The following is a 15,667-nucleotide window of genomic DNA, read 5'->3' on the forward strand; positions in this document are numbered from 1 at the left end:
ACTTGGGTTGATTCGGTTCGATGCGATATTCGGTTCGATGCGATGGAAGCGGCCTGCCGGAGCGGCGCGCAGGTCAGAGCGTGGGCGCCTTGGGCAGCGCGATGCCGCCCTCGCGCGGAAGGCCGGCGCCGTGCGGATCGGCCTCGACCACCGCATCGTCCGCGGCGAAGCCGGGATAGCGCTCGGGATAGAAGTACGGTTCGGCCACCTTGGCGTCGAACGTGCCCGACCACTTCGCCACCACCACCGTCGCCACGCCGTTGCCGATGGTGTTGCAGGTGGAGATGGCCATCGAAAGGAAGCGGTAGACACCAAAGATCACCGCCAGCCCTTCCACCGGCAGCAGGCCGGTGGAAGTCACGGTCGCGGCGAACACCACGAACGAGCCGCCCGATACGGTCGCGGCGCCCTTCGAGGTCAGCAGCATCAGCAGCAGGATGCCGATCTGGTGGTCCAGCGTCAGCGGCACGCCGTAGGCATGCGAGATGAACATCACGCCCATCGCCATGAAGATGGAGGTGCCGTCGAGGTTGAACGCGTAGCCCGTCGGCAGCACCAGCCCGACCGTCTGCTTGGCGCAGCCCAGGCGCTGCAGCTTGATCAGCAGGCGCGGCAGCGCGCTCTCGGACGACGCCGTGCCGAGCACGATCAGGATCTCGTCCTTGATGTAGCGCAGGAAACGCCAGAGGCTGAAGCCCGCCAGCCGGGCAGCCAGCCCCATGACCACCGCGATGAACAGCACCACCACCGCGTAGAAGCTCAGCACCAGCTGGGCCAGCGCGACCAGCACGGCGGCGCCGTTGCTGCCCACCGAGTAGGCCACCGCGCCGAACGTGCCGATCGGCGCGAGCTTCATCACCAGGTTGATGAAGGAGAACAGCACCTCGGAGATGGTCTCGAGGCCGTCGTTGACCTTGGCGCGCCGCGACTCCGGGATCGCCAGGATGCCGATGCCGACCATCACCGCGAGCACCACCACCTGCAGCAGCTCGCCCTTGGCGAAGGCGCCGACGAAGTTGTCCGGCACGATGTGGAGCATGAACTCCAGGAAGCCCTGCGGCGGCGCCGCCTTGGCCGCGGCCACGGGCGCGGCGCCGGTGGCGGCCGCCGCCATGCCCTTGCCGGTCTGCAGCAGGTTGCCGGCGAACAGGCCGAACACGAGCGCGATGGTGGAAATCACCTCGAAGTAGACGATCGAGCGCCAGCCCACGCGCCCGGCGCTGCGCACGTCGCCGGCCGAGGCGATGCCGTGCACGATGGTGAGGAACACCAGCGGCGCCACGCCCGCCTTGATCAGCGACAGGAACATGTCGCCCAGCAGCTTGAGCTGCGGCGCGAGCTTCGGAAAGGCAAAGCCGACCGCGATGCCGAGTATCAGGGCCAGCAGCACCTGCATGCCGAGCTTGCGGTACCAGGGCAGGCGCCTGGGCGGCGCCGTCGTGGCGGCGCCGGCGGATTCGTTGTGCATGATGTCTTCCTCCACCTCTGTTTCAGGCCCCGGCCTGCGCCGACAGCGCGAGGGCGCGGTCCACCATCTGCGGCGCGAGGCCCAGGTAGTTGGCGGGGTCGGTCATGCGCTCGATGGCGGCGCGGTCGAAGTGCGCGGTGACCGCGGGCAGCGCGGCCAGCGCCTCGGCCAGCGTGCCGCCCTGCTCGTTGACGGTGCGGCAGGCGTCGTAGACCACATCGTGCGCCTGCTGGCGGCCGATGTACGGCGCCATGCCCATCATCACCGCCTCGGCCACGATCAGGCCGCGCGAGATGCCCAGGTTGTGCTTCATGCGCGCCTCGTCGACGATCAGTCCGCCGAGCGCGAACTTGGCCTGGTGCAGCGCGCCGGAGGCGAGGATGAAGCTCTCCGGGATGGCGATCCACTCGGCGTGCCACGGGCCGGTGGCGCGCTCGAAATCCTGCACCATGGCATCCACCATCAGCCCCGCATGCTGGCGCACCGCCTTGGCGGCGGCGAGCATCAGCTCGCTGGAGATGGGATTGCGCTTCTGCGGCATGGTGCTGCTCGCGCCGCGGCCCTTGACGAACGGCTCGTAGACCTCGGCGAACTCGGTCGACGCCATGATCATGATGTCGAGCGCGATCTTGCCCAGCGAGCCGGTCACCAGCGCCAGCAGGTTGACGGCTTCGGCGAAGCCGTCGCGCGCCACGTGCCAGGTGGTGGCCGGCACGCCGAGGCCCAGCTCTTCGGCCAGCGCCTGCTGCACCTCGAAGCCCTTGTCGCCGAGCGAGGCGAGCGTGCCCGCCGCGCCGCCGAACTCGACCACCGCGACGCGCGGCCGCAGCTCGGCGATGCGCTGCTGGTGGCGGTCGAACATCGCCAGCCAGATCGCGACCTTGTAGCCGAAGGTCACCGGCAACGCTTGCTGGAGATGGGTGCGCCCGGCCATCGGCGTGTCGCGGTGCTTGCGCGCCAGCGCGGCCAGCACGCCGCGCAGCTCGCGCACGTCCGCGTCGATGCTGTCGAGCGCGTCGCGCACCTGCAGCGCGACCGCGGTGTCCATGATGTCCTGCGTGGTGGCGCCCCAGTGCACGTAGCGCCCGGCCTCGCCGCACATGCCCACCAGCTGGTGCACCAGCGGCAGGATCGGGTAGCCGACGATGTCGGTTTCCTCGCGCATGTGGTCGAAGTCGATGCGCTCGATCTTCGCTTCCCGCGCGATCACCTCGGCCGCGTCCGCGGGGATCACGCCGGCGCGCGCCTCGGCCCGCGCCAGCGCCACCTCGACCTCGATGTAGCGCTGGATCAGCGCGCCGTCGGAAAATACCTGCCGCATCTTCTGCGTGCCGAACGCGTCGCGAAACAGGATGGAATCAACGACGGTGCTTGCCGCCGGAAGGGAGGAAGTTAGCATGTGGCCTGGTGTGCAAGTGAGCAAGTGAGCAAGTGAGAGAGCGGACCCATATGTCCGGACATATGCATAGTGTAATATGTCCGGACAAACCTCTCAACCAAGCGTTAACCCTTATCCATCCCGCTTATCCGAATAAAGTGCCTTTGCATGAGCAAGCCTAATTACGCCGACATCGCCCGCCAGTTGATCGAAGGCATCACCAGCGGCCGCTTCGCGGTCGGCTCGCTACTGCCGACCGAGTTCGAGCTGTGCGAGCAGTACCAGACCAGCCGCCATACGATCCGCGCCGCGCTGCAGGAAGTGCAGCAGCTCGGCCTGGTCTCGCGGCGCAAGAACGTCGGCACGCGGGTCGAGGCGGCGAAGCCGAAGAATGTCTTCCGGCCAACGCTGGCCTCGGTCGATGATCTGGTGCAGTTCGGCGAGGAACACCTGCGCGTGGTGCAGTCGGTCGGCGAGGTGACGGCCAGCGGCGCGCTGGCCAAGGAGCTGGGCTGCGAGAGCGGCAGCCGCTGGCTGCGCGTTTCCAGCCTGCGCCTGACCGGCGATGCCGCCGGCGCGCCGATCGGCTGGACCGACGTCTACGTGGACCCGGCGTATGCGGAGATCGGCGAACTGGTGCGGGCGTCCCCGGACACGCTCATCAGCGCCTTGATCGAGACGCGCTACGGGCGCCAGATCGCCGAGATCCACCAGGACGTGCGCGCCTGCACGGTGACCAGCGCGGCCATGGCGCGCGCGCTGCGGCTCGATCCCGGCGCGGCCGCGCTGAAGATCGTGCGCCGCTATCTCGACAAGGCGGGCGAGACGTTCGAGGTATCCGTCTCCGTGCATCCGGCGGAGCGCTTTTCCGTATCGATGCGGCTGCAGCGGTCGGGCGCCTGACGCTGCGCGCGGACCGGCCCAGGCGCGGCTGTCGCCACCAACGACAAGCCGGCAAGGCAGTTGCCGGCCCCTGGCATGGCGCCGCCGGGCGCCGCTACGCCGAGGCGCTGCGCGACGGCTGCCCGTACAGGCCGCACTCCAGGTCGCTCTCCAGCTCTTCTATCCACGCCAGCCCGGGCGGCGCCTCGTAGGCGCTTTGCGCATTGGTGGACAACCGGCGCACGCCGAGGCGGCGCGGCTGGCCCGCGTCGGCCTGTTCCTGCGCGATCTCGAAATCGTCGGGTGCGAAGCCCAGCCGCTCGCACAAGACCTGGACCTCGTGCTGCTCATCGGCAGGCAAATGGGGATATAGCTGCTCGGCCATCGCACTCTCCTTTCGAGTCGAAGCGGCGCCGCGCGGCGCGCCGGCCGCCGGCACCTTCGCCCTGCCGCTCAGGGCACGCTAGCGCGTCTGCCGGCTGTTGATGACGGCCTCCGCCACGCTCGCCGGCGCTTCCGTGTAGTGCTTGAATTCCATCGTATAGGTGGCGCGTCCCTGGGTCAGCGAGCGCAGCGAGGTCGAGTAGCCGAACATGGTGGCCAGCGGCACCTCGGCGCGCACCAGCTTGCCGCCGCCGCCCGCGATGTCCTCCATGCCGTGCACGATGCCGCGCCGCGACGACAGGTCGCCCATCACGTTGCCGGTGAACTCCTCGGGCGTCTCGACTTCCACCGCCATCATCGGCTCGAGCAGGATCGGCTTGGCGCGGCGCATGCCTTCCTTGAACGCCATCGAGCCGGCCATGCGGAACGCGTTCTCGTTCGAATCCACGTCGTGGTACGAGCCGAACACCAGCGTGGCCTTGACGTCCACCACCGGATAGCCGGCCAGCACGCCGGTCTCCAGCGTTTCGCGGATGCCCTTGTCCACGGCGGGAATGAATTCGCGCGGCACCACGCCGCCCTTGATCGCATCGACGAACTCGTAGCCCTTGCCGGCCGGCTGCGGCTCGAGGTCGAGCACCACGTGGCCGTACTGGCCGCGCCCGCCGGACTGCTTGACGAACTTGCCTTCGATGTCCTTGACAGCCTGCTTGATGGTTTCGCGGTACGCCACCTGCGGCTTGCCCACCGACGCATCCACGTTGAACTCGCGCTTCATGCGGTCCACCAGGATTTCCAGGTGCAGCTCGCCCATGCCGGAGATGATGGTCTGGCCCGACTCCTCGTCGGTATGCACGCGGAACGACGGGTCCTCCTGCGCCAGCCGGTTCAGCGCCAGGCCCATCTTTTCCTGGTCGGCCTTGGTCTTGGGCTCGACCGCCTGCGAGATCACCGGCTCGGGGAAGCTCATGCGCTCGAGGATGATCACGTTGGCCGGATCGCACAGCGTGTCGCCGGTGGTCGCCTCCTTGAGGCCGACCGCCGCGGCGATGTCGCCGGCGCGCACTTCCTTGATCTCGCTGCGCACGTTGGCGTGCATCTGCAGGATGCGCCCGAGGCGTTCCTTCTTGTCCTTGACCGGGTTGTAGACCGTGTCGCCGGAGTTCACCACGCCGGAGTAGACGCGGAAGAAGATCAGTTGCCCGACGAACGGGTCGGTCATGATCTTGAAGGCCAGCGCGGAGAACGGCTCGTCGTCGCTGGGGTGGCGCTCGGCTTCCTTGTCGTCCGGGGTATGGCCGAGGATGGCGGGCACGTCGACCGGCGACGGCAGGTAATCGATGACCGCGTCGAGCAGCGTCTGCACGCCCTTGTTCTTGAACGCGCTGCCGCACAGCATCGGCACGATCTCGTTGGCGACCGTGCGCTGGCGCAGCGCCGCCTTGATTTCCGCTTCGCTCAGCGGCTCGCCGCCCAGGTATTTGTGCAGCAGCTCGTCGTTGGCCTCGGCCGCGGCTTCCACCATCTTTTCGCGCCATTCGGTGGCCAGCTCCAGCAGTTCGGCGGGCACCTCGCGATACTCGAAATGCAGGCCCTGGCTGGTGTCGTCCCACACGGTGGCCTTCATCTTGACCAGGTCGATCACGCCCTGGAAGCCGTCCTCGGCGCCGATCGGGATCTGCACCGGCACCGGGTTGCCCTTGAGGCGGTCGGCGATCTGCGCGCGCACGCGGAAGAAGTCCGCGCCCACGCGGTCCATCTTGTTGACGAAGGCGATGCGCGGCACCTTGTACTTGTTGGCCTGGCGCCAGACCGTCTCGGACTGCGGCTGCACGCCGCCCACCGCGTCGTAGACCATGCAGGCGCCGTCGAGCACGCGCATCGAGCGCTCCACCTCGATGGTGAAGTCCACGTGGCCCGGGGTGTCGATGATGTTGATGCGGTGCTCGGGATAGTTGCCGGCCATGCCCTTCCAGAAGGCGGTGGTGGCGGCCGAGGTGATGGTGATGCCGCGTTCCTGCTCCTGCTCCATCCAGTCCATGGTGGCTGCGCCATCGTGCACTTCGCCGATCTTGTGATTGACCCCGGTGTAGAACAGGATGCGCTCGGTGGTGGTGGTCTTGCCGGCGTCAATGTGCGCGCTGATACCGATGTTCCGGTAGCGCTCGATGGGGGTTTTGCGGCTCACGGTGATCTCCTGGTAGGCATCGCCCAAAAGAGTAGCACTTCTGCGGACGGCGCATCGGGGGCCTTGTGCGGCGCGGGCTGGCGGGGAGCCGGGAGCGTTTCGGGGGGCGCCGGGGCTGCCGCCGGAAGCATGCCGCGCGGGCGCCAGGCGCCGAGGCGGCGCAAGAATGGCGGCAGGCGGAGGTAAAAAACAGAAAAGCCCACCTGATAAGAGGCGGGCTTTTTAGTAGAATACCGGTCTGGTTGCGGGGGCAGGACTTGAACCTGCGACCTTCGGGTTATGAGCCCGACGAGCTGCCAACTGCTCCACCCCGCGTCAGAGGGGCGTACTATACGCCACTGATGCGAATTTGTGAAGCGTTTTCAGCAACTTTCCTTGACAGCGTTTACGTAAACATGTAAAAGCAAGTGGGCGCATTTTATGCGCTCTAAAGAGGAATCTTCATGGAAACTGGTACCGTCAAGTTCTTCAACGCCCAGAAGGGTTTTGGCTTCATTACCCCCGACGCCGGTGGCAAGGACTTGTTCGTCCACATCTCTCAGGTTCGCGGGGGTGCTCCGCTGCAAGATAACCAGCGAGTGCAATACCAGTCGCAACAGGGCAAGAAAGGCCCTGAAGCGGCCAATGTTTCCCCCGTTTGAACCCGCCGCCTCGCGCGGCAATGCTAAAGGACAGAATTGACTAAGATCGTCTTGAAACCCGGTGAGCCCGTTGAAGTTGCAATGCGGCGTTTCCGTAGGGCCATCCTCCAGACCGGCCTGATCGTTGAACTCAAGAGCCGTACCGCTTACGAGAAGCCCACGACCGAGCGCAAGCGCAAGAAGAAGGCAGCGGAATCGCGCCTTCGCAAGCGTCTGCGCATGCAAATGCTGCCGAAGAAGCTGTACTGATTCAGGCACTGCAAGAAGCGGCCAGCGCGCTCCGGCGCGAATAGCCGCAGCCCGCGCGGGCCGCATAAATCCGCCAAGCATCACCTGGCGGATTTTTCCATTTGCGTTGCGCGCGCGTTCCCTGCGCGCGGCACCGGCGGTAGTCCGGCCCTCCGGGGCCAGGCTTCCGCTCATCCCCCGCCCACCTCCGGATTCCAGCCCGCCATCCCGCCAGGATCGATGCGGCCGGCGTCTCGCATGCGCTCGCCCGCTCACCGGCGCGCCGCGCCTTTCCCCGGCAGTCCCGCCCGCCGGCACGCAGCCGCGCCAGGGTATCCGCTCGCCCGCCGTCCGCGCGCCTAGCTGCGTGCTGCAATCAATGCGCCCGCGCCGATCAGCGTGATGCCGCCGGCACGCTGCACATTGGCCTGCGCACGCCGCGTGGTCAGCCGGCCGGCCAGCACGCGCGCCAGCATGGCGTAGACCGCGGCATTGGCCGTGGCCATCACCACGAAGGTCGGGATCAGCACCGCCGCCTGCGGCCAGAATGCCTGGCGGGCATCGAGGAATTGCGGCACGAAAGCCACGAAGAAGACGATGCTCTTGGGGTTGAGCGCCGTCACCAGCCAGGCCTTGGCAAAGCGCTGCCGGCTGCTGCCGGCCTGCGCCGCGACCTCCGTCGCGCCGGCGCGCGAGGCGCCGCGCAGAGCCTGGATGCCCAGGTAGACCAGGTAGGCCGCGCCGGCCCACTTCAGCGCCGTGAACAGGGCCGCCGACGTGGCGAGCACCGCGCCCAGCCCGGCCATCGACAAGGTGAAGGCGGTCAGGTCGCCGGCGGCCACGCCGGCCACCGTCGCATAGGCGGAGCGGCCGCGATGGGCCAGCGCATCGCCGATCACCAGCAGGATGGTCGGCCCCGGGATGATGAGCAGCACGATGCTTGTCAGCACGAATGCCAGCCAGTGTTGGAAAGACATGGGAAGCTCCTTTGGTCGATTCAGGATTCAGGCGGCCGGCATCGGGAAGACCAGGCAGGTGGTGGTGGCGAACGCGTAGAGCTTGCCCTGCGCATCGACGATGCGGCCCTCGGCGATGCCGATCTGCGTGGTCAGGCTGATCACCTTGCCCTCGGCGCGGATGGGGCCGGTGCGCGTGGTCAGCGGGCGCACGTAGTTCACCTTGAGCTCGAGCGTGGTGTAGCCCTTGCCCGCCGGCAGCATGGTGTGCACGGCGCAGCCCACGCAGGAGTCGAGCAGTGTGGCGGCGTAGCCGCCGTGCACGGTCCCGATCGGGTTGTAGTGCTGCGGCCCGGGCGTGCCCTGGAACACGAAGCGGCCGGACCCGAACTCCACCGGCACGAAATCCATCAGCTGCCCGATCGGCGCGCCAGGCAGCTTGCCCGCCATCATGTCCTCGAAGAACTGCAGGCCCGCGCGCTCGGCCAGCTGCGCCGTCGTCGCCACGCCCGGCTCGCTCAGCCTTGCACGTGCCCGGCGTTCGTCTTCCCGCCACTGGGCCAGTACGTCCTCTGCGCTCATCGTATCGATCTCCTTGTTGTCCTTGTATTGTTCTTCTGCCGGGCTGCGCCTGGCGCGAACCAGCAAGATAACCGGTTCCGGCTTTCCTTGCTGCGCCGCGCCACAAGACATCCGCCGCCTTGCCTGCATAATGGCGGGATTGCGCCCGCGGCGCGCCCCGATCCGGCTCCTGCCTTGACTGCCATCCTAGAACTACGCAACGTAAGCAAGCAATACGGCGACACCATGGTGGTGAACGACCTGAGCCTGAGCGTGCAGCGCGGCCAGTGCTTCGGCCTGCTGGGGCCCAACGGTGCCGGCAAGACCACCACGCTGCGCCTGCTGCTGGGGCTGACCACGCCGGCCTCCGGCTCGCTCACGCTGTGCGGCGAGCCGATCCCGCAGCGCGCGCCGCAGGCGCGCATGCGAGTGGGCGTGGTGCCGCAGTTCGACAACCTCGACCCGGATTTCACGGTGGTCGAGAACCTGCGCATCTTCGGCCGCTACTTTGGCCTGCAGCGCGCCGAGATCGAGCGCCGCGTGCCGGCGCTGCTGGAGTTCGCCCGCCTGGAGAGCCGCGCCGGCGCGCAGGTGCGCGACCTGTCGGGCGGCATGCGGCGGCGCCTCACGGTAGCGCGCGCGCTGATCAACGACCCCGACCTGCTGGTCATGGACGAGCCCACCACCGGCCTCGACCCGCAGGCGCGCCACCTGATCTGGGAGCGGCTGAAATCGCTGCTGGCCGGCGGCAAGACCATCCTGCTGACCACCCATTTCATGGAGGAGGCCGAGCGCCTGTGCAACTACCTGTGCGTGATCGACGGCGGCAGCAAGATCGCCGAGGGCAAGCCGCATGAGCTGATCGACAGCCAGATCGGCTGCGACGTGGTGGAAGTCTACGGCGACCACCTGGAGCCGCTGCGCGGCGAGCTGCAGCCGCTGGCCACGCGCACCGAGATCAGCGGCGAGACGCTGTTCTGCTACGTGAAGGAGCCGGCCCCGCTGCTGGCCGCGCTGCATGGCCGCGCCGGCGTGCGCTACCTGCACCGGCCCGCCAACCTGGAGGACGTCTTTCTCAAGCTGACCGGGCGCGAGATGCGCGACTGAGGCGCAAGCAGGGCACAACAGGGCGCAAGCAGGCACGAGCTGCCGGCACGGGCACCCGCCACGCCGGGACACCGGCAACGAGACACAGCCGAACGGACCGAACCATTGAACATGAGCGAACAGGACCCCCGCCACGCCGGCACGCCGGCCGCCACCGCGCCGCCGCGCGCGGCGGCCGCGCAGCATTACCCGCAGCCGCTGCTGCCCATGAACGCGCGCAACTGGACCATGGTCTGGTACCGCAACTTCATGGTGTGGAAGAAGCTGGCGATCCCCTCCATGATCGGCAACCTGGCCGATCCGATGATCTATCTGTTCGGCCTGGGCCTGGGCCTCGGCCTGCTGGTCGGCCAGGTCCACGGCGTGCCCTACATCGCCTTCCTCGCGGCCGGCACCACGGCATCGAGCGTGATGATGTCGGCCAGCTTCGAGTCGATGTACTCGGCCTTCTCGCGCATGCATGTGCAGCGCACCTGGGAGGCCATCATGCACGCGCCGCTGACGCTGGGCGACGTGGTGCTGGGCGAGATCATGTGGGCCGCCAGCAAGGCGGTGCTGTCGGGCCTGGCCATCATGCTGGTGGCCGGCGCGCTGGGCTATGCGCACATGCCGGGCGCGCTGCTGGCGCTGCCGGTGATCGTGCTGGCGGGCATCGCCTTCGCCAGCCTGGCGATGATCGTCACCGCGCTCGCGCCGAGCTATGACTTCTTCATGTTCTACCAGACCCTGGTGATGACGCCGATGCTGCTGCTGTCCGGCGTGTTCTTCCCGCTCGAGCAACTGCCCGCGCAGGCGCAGGCGGCCACGCAGCTCCTGCCGCTCGCGCACGCGGTGGCGCTGATCCGCCCCATCATGCTGGGGCGCCCGATCGACAACCTGGCGCTGCACGCGGCGGTACTGGGCGCCTACGCGGCGGTGGCGCTGGTACTGGCGCTGGTGCTGCTGCGCCGCAGGCTGCTGCGATGAGCGGCCGCGCGGAGGATGGCGGCGGCGCAGCGGCCGGACCGGGCGCCAGCCACGCGGCCTGGCTGGCGGCGCTTGCCGCCAGCGCCCTGCTGGGCGCCTGCAGCGTGGTCGGCGCCACGGTGGCGGTAGGCAGCGCGGCGGTGTCCGCCGCGGCCACGGTCGGCTCGGCCGCGGTCAGCGTGACGTCGACGGCGGTGGAGGCCACCTACGACGTCACCAGGGCCGGCGTGAAGGCCGTGGCCGGCAGCGACTGAGCGGCCGAGCGGCCGGCCACGGCGCGGTCAGCCCTGCAGGCCGCGCAGCAGGTCGGCCTTCAGGTCGGCCACCGACTCCAGCCCCACCGCCATGCGGATCAGCCCTTCGCCGATGCCGGCCGCGGCCTTGGCTTCCGGGCTGACGCGCGCATGCGTGGTGGTGTAGGGATGCGTGACGGTGGTGCGCGTGTCGCCCAGGTTGCCGGTGATCGAGCACACGCGGGTGCTGTCGATCACGCGCCAGGCGTTGGCGCGCTGCTGCTCGGGCGTGCCGCCCTTGAGCTCGAACGAGACGATGGCGCCGCCGCCGCTCTGCTGGCGGGCGGCCACGTCGAATTGCGGATGCGACTTCAGCGCCGGGTGATAGACGCGCGCGACCGCCGGGTGCGACTCCAGGAATTCCGCCAGCGCCAGCGCGCTCTGGCTGTGGCGCTCCATGCGGATCGCCAGCGTTTCCATGCCCTTGAGCAGCACCCACGCGTTGAAGGCCGACAGCGTCGGGCCCGCGGTGCGCACGAAGGGAAAGACCTTGCCCATGATGAAGTCGTGCGAGCCGAGCACCGCGCCGCCCAGCACGCGGCCCTGCCCGTCGATATGCTTGGTGGCCGAATGGACCACGATGTCGGCGCCGAACTTCATCGGCTGCTGCAGCGCGGGCGAGCAGAAGCAGTTGTCCACCACCAGCAGCGCGCCGGCGTTGTGGGCGATGTCCGCCACCGCGGCGATGTCGGCCACTTCGGTAAGCGGGTTGGACGGCGTCTCGAGGAAGAACAGCTTCGTGCCGGGCCTGACCGCGGCGCGCCACGCTGCCAGGTCGGTGCCGTCGACGAAGGTGGTCTCGACGCCGAACTTGGCGAAGATGCTGGAGAACAGCGTCATGGTCGAGCCGAAGATGGCGCGCGAGCTGACCAGGTGGTCGCCCGCCTGCATCGACGACATCACGATCGACATGATCGCGCTCATGCCCGAGGCCGTGGCCATGCAGGCCTCGGCGCCTTCCAGCGCGGCCAGGCGCGTCTGGAACATCGCCACGGTGGGATTGGTGAAGCGCGAATAGGTAAAGCCGGTTTCCGAATTGGCAAAGCGCTCGGCAGCCTCGGCGGCGCTGTTGAAGCAGAAGCTGGAGGTCAGGTACATCGCCTCCGAGTGCTCCATGAACTCGCTGCGCATGGTGCCGGCGCGCACGCCGAGCGTATCGATGCCAAGGGAGTCGAGAGGAAGCGGTTCGTTCATGATGGGGAGGCGGCGAGACCCGCGCGGTTATCGGTGAAAGCGTTGAATGTCGTGCGTGCGCCGGCCGGGCCGGGGCGCGCGGCAACAAAAAAGCCCGTGCGATCCATTGGCCTGGCTGGCCGAATCGACGGGCTGCTTGTGTCTGGGGATGTGCCTGGGGAAAATGGGCTCCGCGCTGCGGCGGGATGCCGCTTCGCCTTCGTGCCGTTGCCGCGCACGACCGGGAAGCCGGCCTTCCGCTTTAGCTGTTTCGGGCATTTCCCTGTGACGGGCCATTTCCTGTTCCGGGGGTGCATGCCCCGCCAGGACCCGCGTCCGCAAGCTGACAATCAAATCGACGCCCGGCCATGGTACGGCCGGGCCCCGGTCCGCGTCAACTGCGCGGCGCGGTTCCGCGCGGGCGGTCCGGCGTTACTCGTTGCCGCCCGAGCGCTGCAGGTGCAGCTGCGAGCGCTCCGTGTCGCCGCCGCCGGTGCCTTCGCGGTCGGCCTGGCTGCGCGCCGTTTCCAGGCGCTCGAGGTAGGCCTCGTCGATGTCGCCGGTGATGTAGCGGCCGTCGAAGCACGAGGCGTCGAAGTCCTTGAGCGCGGGGTTGATGTCGCGCACGGCCTGCTTCATCGCTTCCACGTCCTGGTACACCAGCTTGTCGGCGCCGATGATGCGCGCGATTTCCTCATGCGTGCGGCCGTGGGCGACCAGCTCGCTGCGGGTGGGCATGTCGATGCCGTAGACGTTGGGGAACTTCACCGGCGGCGCGGCCGAGGCGAAGATCACCTTGTTGGCGCCGGCGTCGCGCGCCATCTGCACGATCTCGAACGAGGTGGTGCCGCGCACGATGGAGTCGTCCACGATCAGCACGTTCTTGCCCTTGAACTCCACGCCCATGGCGTTGAGCTTCTGGCGCACCGACTTCTTGCGCACGGCCTGGCCCGGCATGATGAAGGTGCGGCCCACGTAGCGGTTCTTGAAGAAGCCCTCGCGGTAGCCCACGCCCAGCTTGTTGGCCACCTGCATGGCGGCCGGGCGGCTGGAGTCGGGGATCGGCATCACCACGTCGATGTCGCCGGCGGAGACTTCGCTGCGGATCTTCTCGGCCAGGTAGTCGCCCATGCGCAGGCGCGCGTCGTACACGGGCACGCCGTCGATGCACGAATCGGGGCGCGCCAGGTAGACGTACTCGAAGATGCAGGGCGTGAGCACCGGGTTGTCGGCGCACTGCTGGGTGTAGAGCTTGCCGTCGAGGTCGATGAAGATGGCCTCGCCGGGCGCCACGTCGCGCTCGAGCTTGTAGCCGATGCCTTCGAGCGCCACCGATTCCGAGGCGACCATCCACTCCTTGCCGGTCGGCGTTTCCACGCTGCCCAGGCACAGCGGGCGGATGCCGAACGGGTCGCGCACGGCCAGCATGCCGTAGCCGGCGATCTGCGCGGCGATGGCGTACGAGCCGCGCACGCGGCGGTGCATGCCGGACACGGCCTTGAAGATGGTGGCCGGGTCCAGCGCGAGGCCGCTGCTGGCGCGCTGCAGTTCGTCGGCCAGCACGTTGAGCAGCACTTCGGTGTCGGAGTGCGTGTTGATGTGGCGGCGGTCGCGGCTGAACAGCTCCTCGTGCAACTGCTTCCAGTTGGTCAGGTTGCCGTTGTGGGCCAGGATCACGCCATAGGGCGCGTTGACGTAGAACGGCTGGGCTTCTTCCTCGCTGGAAGCCGAGCCGGCAGTGGGGTAACGCACCTGGCCGATGCCGGCGGCACCGGGCAGGCCGCGCATGTTGCGCGTGCGGAACACGTCTCGCACCAGGCCGTTGGCCTTGTGCATGTGGAAGGTGCTGCCATTCGCGGTAGCGATGCCGGCTGCATCCTGTCCGCGATGTTGCAACAGCAGCAGGCTGTCGTAAATCAATTGGTTGACGGGCGTGGAGGAAACCACACCGACGATACCGCACATGCCAAGCTCCCAGGAAAGGCGTTTGAATCGGGGGGCGGCCCTGCCCGGTGGGACGGGGCCCGCGAACTACCGGCCGGGGGATCTGCCCGGCCTCATGTCTTGACGTACCTGGCGACTTCCGGCGGCAGCCACGGCCGCAGCGACTCCATCGCCTGCATCACGTAGGGCCGGGACAGCGCATCGCGCCAGAACGCCTCTTCAGGCAGTTTGGTGAGCCCGGCCAGGGTCACCACGAACATCACCACCAGCGCGCCGCGCAGCAGGCCGAACACCAGCCCCAGGCCGCGGTCGGCGGGCTTGAGCCCGGTGCTTTCCAGCAACTGGCCCAGCACCGTGCCGGCCAGCGCCGCGGCGATCACGGTGCCGATGAACAGCACGCCGAAACCGAGCGCGCTGCGGGCCAGCTCGCCGCCCGGCACCGACTCCGGTATCCAGTGCGCCGCCGTGCCCGCGAAATGGTATGCCACCCAGAACGCTACCACCCAGCCGATCAGCGACAGCACCTCGCGCACCAGGCCGCGCAGCACGCCGATCAGGCCGGAGGCAACCAGGATGAAGGCAACGCTGTAATCGAAGAAAGTCGGCTGCATGCAAATACGCTGTCGCGGCGCGGGCCCGGTTCCCGGGGCCGCCGCCGTCATTACTGTTCGACCACCTTGGCGGTCAGGCCCGCGTCGCGCACGCGCTTCTCGGCGGCATCGGCCGCGTCGCGGTCGGAGAACGGGCCCGCCCGCAGCAGCACGCGCTCGCCGTCGGCCAGCACTTTCTTCTCGATGTAGGCCGGCACCTTGCTGGCCTTGAGCTTGGCCAGCCAGCCCTTGGCCTTGTCTTCCGAGGAGAAGGCGCCGATCAGCACCAGGAACTTGCCGCTGCCGGGCTTGGCCTCGGCGCGGGCGGCGGGCTTGTCGGCCGCTTTGTCGGCGGGCTTGTCCGTTGCCTTGTCCGTTGCCTTGTCCGCCGCCTTGGCGCTGGCGGGTGGCGCATCGGCGGCCGGCCGGGCAGTGCCGGCATCGGCCACCAGCTCCTCGCCCGCGTCCAGCCCCTGCGTATCGGCCCGGGACTGCGGCGCCGGCGGCAGCGGGTCCGCCTTGCGCGCATCGGCGCGGGCCTTGCCTGCGCCAGTGCTGCCCGGGCCGCCGTCGACCCGCACCGCGATATTCTCGACCAGCGGGCGCGGCTGCGTTTCGAACACGATCGGCAGCACGATGATGGCGGCGGCCATCAGCACCACCGCACCGATCAGGCGGCGGCGCGCGCGCTGCTTCTGCGGGAATTCCGGGTCGAGCGTATCGTCCGCGTACTCCTCGGCCAGGCGCCGCGACGAGGCGATGCCTGCGCCCGGGTCCGAACGCGAGCGGCGCCCGCGCTCCGGTGCCGGGGCGTTGCCCTTGCGGGAAGAAAACAGCGAAAGCAGGCCCATAGATTGGTTCGGTGCGCCGGCCATGATTCCGGCCGTGGTAAATGTCGCTCAGTCCGT

16 protein-coding genes and 1 tRNA gene are annotated in these 15,667 nt (G+C 68.4%); 6 read left to right on the forward strand and 11 right to left on the reverse strand.

Features of this window, described 5'->3' with window-relative positions:
* Nucleotides 1–73: 73 nt before the first annotated feature.
* Together ACKI2N_RS13240 and pcaB are read right to left on the reverse strand one after the other, a co-directional pair.
* Entirely contained in the window at nt 74–1,468 is a 1,395-nt protein-coding gene (locus ACKI2N_RS13240; RefSeq protein WP_420997094.1) for a cation:dicarboxylate symporter family transporter, read from the reverse strand.
* A gap of 22 nt (nt 1,469–1,490) precedes the next feature.
* Nucleotides 1,491–2,867, reverse strand: coding sequence for a 3-carboxy-cis,cis-muconate cycloisomerase (gene pcaB, locus ACKI2N_RS13245; RefSeq protein ID WP_420997093.1), 1,377 nt, complete (start codon nt 2,865–2,867; stop codon nt 1,491–1,493).
* A 147-nt stretch (nt 2,868–3,014) separates the two neighbouring features.
* Here pcaB and ACKI2N_RS13250 point away from each other — a divergent pair, with 147 nt between their 5' ends.
* Nucleotides 3,015–3,749, forward strand: a complete 735-nt coding sequence (locus tag ACKI2N_RS13250; protein WP_420997092.1) for a GntR family transcriptional regulator — start codon at nt 3,015–3,017, stop codon at nt 3,747–3,749.
* Between the two features lie 94 nt (nt 3,750–3,843).
* On the opposite strand, the gene ACKI2N_RS13255 is transcribed toward ACKI2N_RS13250, so the two are convergent.
* From ACKI2N_RS13255 to ACKI2N_RS13265, 3 genes are all read right to left on the reverse strand, one after another.
* The gene (locus ACKI2N_RS13255; RefSeq protein WP_420997091.1) at nt 3,844–4,113 is read right to left on the reverse strand and encodes a hypothetical protein; all 270 of its coding nucleotides are present in this window, start codon (nt 4,111–4,113) and stop codon (nt 3,844–3,846) included.
* A 78-nt stretch (nt 4,114–4,191) separates the two neighbouring features.
* Nucleotides 4,192–6,300 (reverse strand): elongation factor G, encoded by a 2,109-nt coding sequence (gene fusA / locus ACKI2N_RS13260; protein ID WP_420997090.1) that lies wholly within the window; start codon nt 6,298–6,300, stop codon nt 4,192–4,194.
* A gap of 239 nt (nt 6,301–6,539) precedes the next feature.
* Nucleotides 6,540–6,615 (reverse strand) — tRNA-Met (locus ACKI2N_RS13265).
* A gap of 128 nt (nt 6,616–6,743) precedes the next feature.
* Here ACKI2N_RS13265 and ACKI2N_RS13270 point away from each other — a divergent pair.
* Together ACKI2N_RS13270 and rpsU are read left to right on the forward strand one after the other, a co-directional pair.
* On the forward strand, nt 6,744–6,941 hold the full coding sequence (locus ACKI2N_RS13270) for a cold-shock protein (RefSeq protein WP_006158572.1): 198 nt from the start codon (nt 6,744–6,746) through the stop codon (nt 6,939–6,941).
* Nucleotides 6,942–6,977: 36 nt separating this feature from the next.
* A complete protein-coding gene (gene rpsU / locus ACKI2N_RS13275; RefSeq protein ID WP_029044331.1) occupies nt 6,978–7,190 on the forward strand; it encodes a 30S ribosomal protein S21 in 213 nt (70 codons plus the stop codon).
* A gap of 338 nt (nt 7,191–7,528) precedes the next feature.
* Here rpsU and ACKI2N_RS13280 read toward each other — a convergent pair whose 3' ends face one another.
* The gene (locus ACKI2N_RS13280; protein WP_420997089.1) at nt 7,529–8,146 is read right to left on the reverse strand and encodes a LysE family translocator; all 618 of its coding nucleotides are present in this window, start codon (nt 8,144–8,146) and stop codon (nt 7,529–7,531) included.
* Between the two features lie 27 nt (nt 8,147–8,173).
* Nucleotides 8,174–8,707 (reverse strand): PaaI family thioesterase, encoded by a 534-nt coding sequence (locus ACKI2N_RS13285; protein WP_420997088.1) that lies wholly within the window; start codon nt 8,705–8,707, stop codon nt 8,174–8,176.
* Nucleotides 8,708–8,881: 174 nt separating this feature from the next.
* Here ACKI2N_RS13285 and nodI point away from each other — a divergent pair, with 174 nt between their 5' ends.
* The 3 genes from nodI (at nt 8,882) to ACKI2N_RS13300 (ending at nt 11,013) form a co-directional block, all read left to right on the forward strand.
* Nucleotides 8,882–9,793, forward strand: a complete 912-nt coding sequence (gene nodI, locus ACKI2N_RS13290; RefSeq protein ID WP_426989762.1) for a nodulation factor ABC transporter ATP-binding protein NodI — start codon at nt 8,882–8,884, stop codon at nt 9,791–9,793.
* A 111-nt stretch (nt 9,794–9,904) separates the two neighbouring features.
* On the forward strand, nt 9,905–10,759 hold the full coding sequence (locus tag ACKI2N_RS13295; protein ID WP_420997087.1) for an ABC transporter permease: 855 nt from the start codon (nt 9,905–9,907) through the stop codon (nt 10,757–10,759).
* Nucleotides 10,756–11,013 (forward strand): hypothetical protein, encoded by a 258-nt coding sequence (locus ACKI2N_RS13300; RefSeq protein WP_420997086.1) that lies wholly within the window; start codon nt 10,756–10,758, stop codon nt 11,011–11,013. Before ACKI2N_RS13295 ends, ACKI2N_RS13300 begins: the two co-directional genes overlap by 4 nt.
* A gap of 27 nt (nt 11,014–11,040) precedes the next feature.
* Here ACKI2N_RS13300 and ACKI2N_RS13305 read toward each other — a convergent pair whose 3' ends face one another.
* The 4 genes from ACKI2N_RS13305 to ACKI2N_RS13320 all read right to left on the reverse strand — a co-directional run bounded on the left by ACKI2N_RS13305 (nt 11,041) and on the right by ACKI2N_RS13320 (nt 15,610).
* Nucleotides 11,041–12,246, reverse strand: a complete 1,206-nt coding sequence (locus ACKI2N_RS13305; protein ID WP_420997085.1) for an O-succinylhomoserine sulfhydrylase — start codon at nt 12,244–12,246, stop codon at nt 11,041–11,043.
* Between the two features lie 411 nt (nt 12,247–12,657).
* Nucleotides 12,658–14,190 carry an amidophosphoribosyltransferase gene (gene purF, locus ACKI2N_RS13310; RefSeq protein WP_420997084.1) on the reverse strand — a complete coding sequence of 511 codons (1,533 nt, stop codon included), beginning with the start codon at nt 14,188–14,190 and terminating at the stop codon, nt 12,658–12,660.
* Nucleotides 14,191–14,282: 92 nt separating this feature from the next.
* The gene (locus ACKI2N_RS13315; protein WP_420997083.1) at nt 14,283–14,780 is read right to left on the reverse strand and encodes a CvpA family protein; all 498 of its coding nucleotides are present in this window, start codon (nt 14,778–14,780) and stop codon (nt 14,283–14,285) included.
* 50 nt (nt 14,781–14,830) lie between these two features.
* Entirely contained in the window at nt 14,831–15,610 is a 780-nt protein-coding gene (locus ACKI2N_RS13320; protein WP_420997082.1) for an SPOR domain-containing protein, read from the reverse strand.
* Between the last annotated feature and the right edge of the window lie 57 nt (nt 15,611–15,667).

The organism is Cupriavidus sp. 30B13, assembly GCF_049059565.2.
Classification (GTDB): Bacteria; Pseudomonadota; Gammaproteobacteria; order Burkholderiales; family Burkholderiaceae; genus Cupriavidus.

Bases quoted from the DNA above. Each gene is read 5' to 3' on its own strand.
- ACKI2N_RS13295 (WP_420997087.1), top strand. From the start codon at position 9,905: ATGAGCGAACAGGACCCCCGCCACGCCGGCACGCCGGCCGCCACCGCG.
- ACKI2N_RS13250 (WP_420997092.1), top strand. From the start codon at position 3,015: ATGAGCAAGCCTAATTACGCCGACATCGCCCGCCAGTTGATCGAAGGC.
- ACKI2N_RS13320 (WP_420997082.1), bottom strand. From the start codon at position 15,610: ATGGGCCTGCTTTCGCTGTTTTCTTCCCGCAAGGGCAACGCCCCGGCA.
- ACKI2N_RS13280 (WP_420997089.1), bottom strand. From the start codon at position 8,146: ATGTCTTTCCAACACTGGCTGGCATTCGTGCTGACAAGCATCGTGCTG.
- purF (WP_420997084.1), bottom strand. From the start codon at position 14,190: ATGTGCGGTATCGTCGGTGTGGTTTCCTCCACGCCCGTCAACCAATTG.
- ACKI2N_RS13255 (WP_420997091.1), bottom strand. From the start codon at position 4,113: ATGGCCGAGCAGCTATATCCCCATTTGCCTGCCGATGAGCAGCACGAG.
- ACKI2N_RS13300 (WP_420997086.1), top strand. From the start codon at position 10,756: ATGAGCGGCCGCGCGGAGGATGGCGGCGGCGCAGCGGCCGGACCGGGC.
- ACKI2N_RS13315 (WP_420997083.1), bottom strand. From the start codon at position 14,780: ATGCAGCCGACTTTCTTCGATTACAGCGTTGCCTTCATCCTGGTTGCC.
- ACKI2N_RS13240 (WP_420997094.1), bottom strand. From the start codon at position 1,468: ATGCACAACGAATCCGCCGGCGCCGCCACGACGGCGCCGCCCAGGCGC.
- pcaB (WP_420997093.1), bottom strand. From the start codon at position 2,867: ATGCTAACTTCCTCCCTTCCGGCGGCAAGCACCGTCGTTGATTCCATC.
- ACKI2N_RS13270 (WP_006158572.1), top strand. From the start codon at position 6,744: ATGGAAACTGGTACCGTCAAGTTCTTCAACGCCCAGAAGGGTTTTGGC.
- ACKI2N_RS13305 (WP_420997085.1), bottom strand. From the start codon at position 12,246: ATGAACGAACCGCTTCCTCTCGACTCCCTTGGCATCGATACGCTCGGC.
- ACKI2N_RS13285 (WP_420997088.1), bottom strand. From the start codon at position 8,707: ATGAGCGCAGAGGACGTACTGGCCCAGTGGCGGGAAGACGAACGCCGG.